Origin of the sequence: Streptomyces prasinopilosus (assembly GCF_001419695.1) — a bacterium.
GTDB classification, from domain to species: domain Bacteria; phylum Actinomycetota; class Actinomycetes; order Streptomycetales; family Streptomycetaceae; genus Streptomyces; species Streptomyces prasinopilosus.
On record NZ_LIRG01000419.1, the window covers coordinates 1 to 6569 of the forward strand.

Consider the following 6569-nt stretch of genomic DNA (forward strand, 5'->3'; position numbering starts at 1 on the left):
CCGCCGCCTCCTGCCGCCCCGCCGCCAGCGCCCGGACCAGGGCGTCGGGCTCGTCGGCGTGCAACCGCACGACGCGCACCTCCCGGCGCCGCCCGAAGAGGGTGACGTGGGTGACCGGCTCCGTGAGTTCCAGCGTGACCGTGGTCTGCGAGCCGACCTCGACGTTCAGCTCACCGTCTGCCCGCTCATGGCTCATCCGCAGCTCACGCCGGACGGAGGCGATCCGCTCCAGCGGTATCCGCAGGTCCACGTGGATGGCGCGGCGGATCCGCAGCATGTCGGAGTCCGGGTCCAGCACGTGGGGCCGCACGACGTCGGCGGCGTGCAGCGCGACGACGATGACGACGGTGTACACGTCCAGGAACAGCACCACCGCGTGGACGGTCGGCCAGTCCAGCAGCAGCACGGACATCACCACCGTCTCCACCACGCACACGAACGCGAACCCGAACATCACCGCGCCGTGCCCCCGCGCGTACCCGAAGGGCGTCCCACCCCCGACGCCGTGCGTCCGCCGCGCCAGCCACAGCACGAGGCTCACCATCAGTCGCAGCTCGTGCCGGACGAGAACCCCGGCGCCCCTGACGGCCCTCATGACCGCCCGCCCTCCGTGACGATCCGCAGGGTCCGGCGGATCGCCTCCGCCTGGGCGGGGGCGAAGTCGGCGTAGAGGGCGCGCAGGAAGCTGTCGTCCTGGTCGACGACGGTGTCCTCCGGCAGCAGGTCGGCCGGCAGACACGCGACGAGGGCATGGGCGGCCTCGTCCACCCGGGGATCGTCCGGTGCGGCGTCGGCGAGCGCGTCGAGCAGCGCGTACGCGGCGAGCGCCTGCTCCATTCCGCCCGGGGCGCCCATCGCGCCGCTGAACGCCCCCATGAACCGCTCCCGCTCCTCCGGGGCCGCCGTCGTCTCGATCAGCGCGAGCACCTCCCGATCCTTGGCGGCCATGGGAGAGCCGGACACATCCGGCATCTCCCGGAACAATGCGGCCAGTTCGGGGGAGACCGGCCCCACGTCGGTCAGCCCGCCCTCCGTCTCCAGCAGCGCCCGCAACCGCGCCCGACGCTCCCGGACCGCCGCCTCCTGCCGCGCCAGGTCCTCGTCCAGCTCGGTCAGCACCTCGACGAGGTCCTTGCCGGCGTCGTCCGCGAGCACGTCCCGCACCTCGGCCAGCCCGAGCCCCAGCTCGGTCAGCCGCCTGATCCGCGCCAGCACGACGGCGTGCCGCAGCGTGTAGTCCCGGTACCCGTTGGCCCGCCGCTCCGGCTCCGCCAGCAGCCCCAGATGGTGGTAGTGCCGCACGGTCCGCGTGGTGACACCGACGGCCGTGGCGAGTTCTCCGATCCGCATGCCCCCAGTAGAGACGTTGACGTCGCGACAGGGTCAAGCGAGTGGTCGTGGCATCCGACGAGGGGCGTGGTCCTGTGCCACGATCGAGTGGACGACTCCCCGTATCACGGACAGGTGATCAGCCGATGTCCCGGTCTGACGGGCGACAGAAGGAGGGGCGTGACATGACTGCCATGGCCCACGAGCCGCTCACGCAGGAAGACGTCCTGCTGGAGGGTTTTCTCGCCCTGGACACCCCGGAAGGCTTCCGGGCGGAGCTGATCGAGGGGGAGATCGTCGTGACACCGCCGCCGGACGGGGATCACGAGGATTACATCGGGCTGATCGTGACGCAGGTGATCAGAGGCTCTCGAACGGACATGCAGTTCTCAGGAACAAGGGCCTGAAGTCGAAGAGCGGAGGCTCCTGCCCGAAGAACCACGCGATCCCGGACGGCACCTTCGCCCCGACACGACTGCGTCTCTACCGGGGCGCCGACCCCTGGATGCCCTGCGAAGGCGTCGCCCTGGTCCTCGAGGTGACGTCCACCAAGCCCCGGAACGACCGAGAAGCCAAACGCCGCTGCTACGCCCGAGGCGGCATCCCCCTCCATCTCCTCGTCGACCGCGAGTCCTCCTCGATCACGCTGTTCAGCGACCCGGAGCGCGACGACTACCGCGAGCAGTGCACCCGCCCCCTCGGTAAGCCCTTGTCGCTTCCCGCCCCCTTCGCGTTCGACCTGGAGACCGCCGACTTCCTCTGATCCCCGTGTCCGCGACGAGGCGTGCGCACACCGGGGCGGGCCGTGTGCGGCGCCGAGCGCTTCACCCCGTCCGGAAGAGGGCCATCGAACGACACTGTGGCAACACTCCGTAGTTGCGTGCATGCGGAGAGGCGTCGTAGGCTGGATCCAGCATCAAAACAAGGCTGCGCCCGGCGCAGCAACCCCTATGGCCGCCCTTCAGGATTCCGGGGCGGCCATAGTTGTTTCCGGCGGAGGAAAACTTGCACCTGTGCTACGTCGACGAGTCCGGCGACGGTCAGACGGTCGACCCCGCCACGCCGGAAGCGCCGCCGGTCATGGTCATCGGTGGCATCGTCGTCGAGGAGTCCGAACTGCGCTCCCTCACCTGGGACTTCATCAACCTGAAGAAGCAGTTCCGCCCCACGCTGCGGACCGCCGGCAAGCTGAGCGAGGTCATCCGCACTGAGATCAAGGGCTCGAGCATCCGGTCCCACCTCCGCAACGGCAACCGCAACCAGGCCCGCATGGCGCACGGCCTGATCGACAAGCTGCTGACGATGCTGGAACGCCACGACTGCCGGGTGCTGGCCAAGATCTGCGTCAAGCAGGACGGTGTCACCAACGCGGAGGACGCGATGTACGGCGCGTCGGTCGCCTCCCTCTGCGCCCACTTCGAGCACTTCCTCGCCGGGCGCGAGGACCGGGGTGTGGTGATCCTCGACAGCCGTACGAAGAGCAAGAACGTCGACAACGTCCACTGCGTCACGACCCGGAAGTTCCGGATGGGCGGCGACCTGATGCCGCACCTCGCCGAGTCGCCGGTGTTCGGCCACAGCGACTCCCACATCGGCCTGCAGATCGCCGACCTGCTGGTCTCCGCCGTCCTCTTCCCGGCGGCCTGCGCCACCTATGTGCAGGACCTGACGTGGAACACCCACTGCCACCCCGCCTACGCGGCCATAAGGGATCGGCACTGTGCCCGGGTGGGCGAACTGCAGCACCGGTACCGGACGGCCACGGGCAAGTGGACGGGCGGGGTCGTGGTGTCGGACCGGCGGAGCGGGCGGTCGGCGGCGGAACTGTTCCGGATCGCCGAGCGGGCGCCCGTACCGACGGCCCTCATCCCCGCCCAGCAGCATCCCGCCGCGCCTGCCGCCCCTGCTGCCCCTGTCACTCCCGCCGTGACCGAGCCGTGAAAGCGGGAGCCGCTCCGTCGGCAGGGATTCGCCCTGGACACCGCCGCCCTCCTCTGGTCCCCTGATCACCTCGGGTCGGGGGGTACGAGGTGGGCGCACGGGAGCAGGCCAGCTGGACCAGGACGCGGCTCGGGCGCTGCGGGCCGCCGCTCGACCTGCTCACCGCCTGCTTCGACCGGCACGAGTACGCCCCGCACGCCCACGACGAGTTCACGGTCGGGGTGACCGTCGGCGGGCTGGAGGCCATCGCGTACCGCGGCGGACGCATCGTCTCCGGCCCCGGCACCATCGTCGTCCTGGAACCCGGCGAGATGCACACCGGCGGTCCGGCCGCCTCCGACGGCTACTCCTACCGCGCCCTGTACGCCGCCCCCGCCCTGCTCACCGACGGGATCCGCGGCACCGGCCTGCCGCACTTCCGCGAGCCGGTCCTCGACGACCCCGAACTGGCCCGCGCCCTGCGCCGCGCGCACACCGAGGTCAGCGCCTGCCCCGACCCCCTGGAGGCGGAGTCCCGCCTGCCCTGGCTGCTCACCGCCCTCGCCCACCGCCACTCCACCGCCCGCGCGGACACGGGCGCGCTCCCCGGTGCCGGGCGCATCGCCCTGGCCGTCCGCGACCGCCTCGCCGACGAACTGCTCGCCCCGCCCTCCCTCGCCTCCCTGGCCACCGACCTGGGCCTGTCCCGCTACCAGCTCCTGCGCGCCTTCCGCACGGCGATGGGGATACCGCCGTACGCCTGGCTCGCCCAGTACCGGGTCGCCCGGGCCCGCGGCCTGCTGGAGGCCGGACTGCACCCCGCCGAAGCGGCCGCCCTCGTCGGCTTCGCCGACCAGGCCCACCTGACCCGGTGGTTCCGCCGCGTCCTCGGGGTGACCCCGGCGGCGTACCGCAACAGCGTTCAAGACCCCGGACGCTGACCCGGTCGAGACTCGCCGCATGACTGCACGCGGCTGGTTCCTGTTCTCCCTGATGGGAGTGGTCTGGGGCATCCCCTACCTGATGATCAAAGTGGCGGTGGAGGAGGTGTCCCCGTCCGGGGTCGTCTTCACCCGCTGCGCCCTCGGCGCCCTGCTCCTCCTGCCCTTCGCCCTGCGGCAAGGAGGCCTGGCCGGGACCGTCCGCGCCCACTGGCGCCCCCTGCTCGCCTTCGCGCTCATCGAGATCATCGGCCCCTGGTACACCCTGACCGACGCGGAACGCCACCTCTCCAGCTCCACCGCCGGCCTGCTGATCGCGGGCGTCCCCATCGTCGCCGTGACGTTCGCCCGGTTCTTCGGCGACACGGAGCGCCTCGGCGCCCGCCGCATCACCGGCCTGGGACTCGGCCTGGCGGGCGTCGGCGTCCTCACCTTCCCGCACCTGACCGGCGGCAACGCCCTCTCCCTGGCCGAGGTGCTGGTGACGGTGGTGGGCTACGCCGTCGCCCCGCTGATCGCCGCCCGCCACCTGAAGCAGGTGCCGACCCTCCAGCTCACCGCGGTCTGCCTGGCGCTCGCGGCGCTCGTCTACGCCCCGGCCGCCGTCATCACCCGACCGGCCGAACTGCCCTCGACCGGGGCCCTGGCCGCCCTCGCGGGCCTGGGCGCCGTCTGCACGGCGATCGCGTTCGTCGCCTTCCTGGAGCTGATCAGGGAGGTGGGACCGACCCGGGCGAGCGTCATCACGTACGTCAACCCGGCGGTCGCGGTCACGGCCGGCGTCCTCCTGCTCGGCGAGTCCCTGACCGCGACGGTCCTGGCCGCGTTCGCCCTGATCCTCACCGGCTCGGTCCTGGCGACGGCCGCGGCGCCGGAGCCCCGCTCCCGCCCGGTACCATGGTCGGCACGGCAGACGAGCCGGGCGGACGGCCGCGTGGAGTCCCTTGCGGGACTTCCCGAGGAACGTCCGGGCTCCACAGGGCAGGGTGATGGCTAACGGCCACCCGGGGTGACCCGCGGGACAGTGCCACAGAAAACAGACCGCCGAGGGCTCCGGCCCCCGGTAAGGGTGAAACGGTGGTGTAAGAGACCACCAGCGCCTGGGGCGACTCAGGCGGCTAGGTAAACCCCACCCGGAGCAAGGTCAAAAGGAAACACCCCGGTGTTTCTGCGCGGACGTTCGAGGGCTGCCCGCCCGAGTCCGCGGGTAGACCGCACGAGGCCGGCGGCAACGCCGGTCCTAGATGGATGGCCGTCTCCCCGGCCGCCGCGAGGCGACCGGGTGACAGAACCCGGCGTACAGCCCGACTCGTCTGCCGCCTCCCGCCGCCTGCGCGCCCGCCGGTCCCCCGCTCCACCGCGAACGGCTCCGGCGCGCGTCACTGACGGATCCGGGCAGGATCGCCGCCGGGTTCGCACCGGCGGCGCCGCTGCCGGTGCGAACCCGGCGGGACGGCCGACGGGCGTGCCGGCGATCGTCCGCGCCGGCCCGGCGGCCTGGCCCCGATGCCGCGTCGTCCATCACCAAGCTCCTTGTTCCCGTGCGTTGTTGGGGTTCGGGTTCCAGTAGGGTGGCGGCGATGCCGACATCGTCTCTCTTTCCGCCCGGAACCAGTGCGGGTCCGTCCGCCCGGGGTGCTGCGGAGGCCGTGACGGTCGTCGAGGGCTGGGCGTAGGAGCGAAGGGGACGTGAGAGACCGGTGCTGTCCGGTATTCCTGAGCGGCGGGCGGACCAGGACCCCGGACGCCTGATCGCCGGCCGTTACCTGCTGCACGACATCCTCGGCAGGGGCGGCATGGGCACCGTCTGGCGGGCCCACGACCAGCTGCTGGACCGCCAGGTCGCCGCCAAGGAACTGCACATCGCCACCGACGGCGACGAGGACCACCGGGTCCGGATGCGCCGCGCGGTCCGTGAGGCGCGTGCCGTCGCCCGGGTGCCGCACCCCCATGTGATCGGGGTGCACGACCTGGTCGAGCACGAGGACCGGCTCTGGATCGTCATGGAGCTCGTGCAGGGCCCCTCGCTCGCCGACCGCGTGGCCCGGTCCGGACCCCTCACCCCGCAGCACACCGCCGTGCTCGGCCTCCAGCTGCTCGACGCGCTCAAGGCCGTTCACGACGCCGGGACACTGCACCGCGACGTCAAACCGGCCAACGTGCTGCTCCGCCCGGACGGCGGCGCCGTACTCACCGACTTCGGCATCGCCGCCCTGGACGACGGCGAGTTCCTCNNGGGCGCGACCCTGGCCACGGTCTGCGGTGGACGCTCCCCCTTCCGCCGGCCCGCCTACCCGGCGACCCTGCACGCGGTCGTGTACGACGAGGCCGTGCTTCCGGAGCGGCTCGGCCCGCTCCGTCCCGTCGTCGGGGCGCTGC

At 72.1% G+C, this 6569-nt stretch carries 5 protein-coding genes, 1 other RNA gene and 2 pseudogenes; 6 read left to right on the top strand and 2 right to left on the bottom strand.

Translation table 11 applies throughout. The annotated features are described in order from the left end of the window. Window positions 1-595 (bottom strand): hypothetical protein (locus AOK18_RS18030; RefSeq protein WP_055695049.1); only part of this gene is annotated, 595 nt, incomplete at its 3' end. After that, window positions 592-1350: a MerR family transcriptional regulator gene (locus AOK18_RS18035; RefSeq protein WP_055695050.1), complete on the bottom strand. Its 759-nt coding sequence runs from the start codon at window positions 1348-1350 to the stop codon at window positions 592-594. The genes AOK18_RS18035 and AOK18_RS18030, both read right to left, overlap by 4 nt. A gap of 173 nt (window positions 1351-1523) precedes the next feature. On the opposite strand from AOK18_RS18035, the pseudogene AOK18_RS18040 reads away from it, so the two are divergent. The 6 genes and pseudogenes from AOK18_RS18040 to AOK18_RS18060 form a co-directional block, all read left to right on the top strand. Further along, a pseudogene (locus AOK18_RS18040) lies at window positions 1524-2092 on the top strand (Uma2 family endonuclease). 242 nt (window positions 2093-2334) lie between these two features. Further along, window positions 2335-3270 carry a DUF3800 domain-containing protein gene (locus AOK18_RS18045; RefSeq protein ID WP_055695051.1) on the top strand — a complete coding sequence of 312 codons (936 nt, stop codon included), beginning with the start codon at window positions 2335-2337 and terminating at the stop codon, window positions 3268-3270. A gap of 89 nt (window positions 3271-3359) precedes the next feature. Next, window positions 3360-4190 carry an AraC family transcriptional regulator gene (locus AOK18_RS18050; protein ID WP_055695052.1) on the top strand — a complete coding sequence of 277 codons (831 nt, stop codon included), beginning with the start codon at window positions 3360-3362 and terminating at the stop codon, window positions 4188-4190. A gap of 82 nt (window positions 4191-4272) precedes the next feature. Continuing rightward, window positions 4273-4989 (top strand): annotated as a pseudogene (locus AOK18_RS35410) (DMT family transporter); the annotation flags it as partial. A gap of 115 nt (window positions 4990-5104) precedes the next feature. Continuing rightward, an RNA gene (rnpB, locus tag AOK18_RS18065) (RNase P RNA component class A) lies at window positions 5105-5506 on the top strand. Between the two features lie 384 nt (window positions 5507-5890). Next, window positions 5891-6424, top strand: a 534-nt coding sequence (locus AOK18_RS18060) for a serine/threonine-protein kinase (RefSeq protein ID WP_206281556.1), incomplete at its 3' end; no start/stop codon positions are given. Between the last annotated feature and the right edge of the window lie 145 nt (window positions 6425-6569).

Coding starts and splice junctions, on each gene's coding strand:
- AOK18_RS18035 (WP_055695050.1), bottom strand. CDS start 1,350: ATGCGGATCGGAGAACTCGCCACGGCCGTCGGTGTCACCACGCGGACC.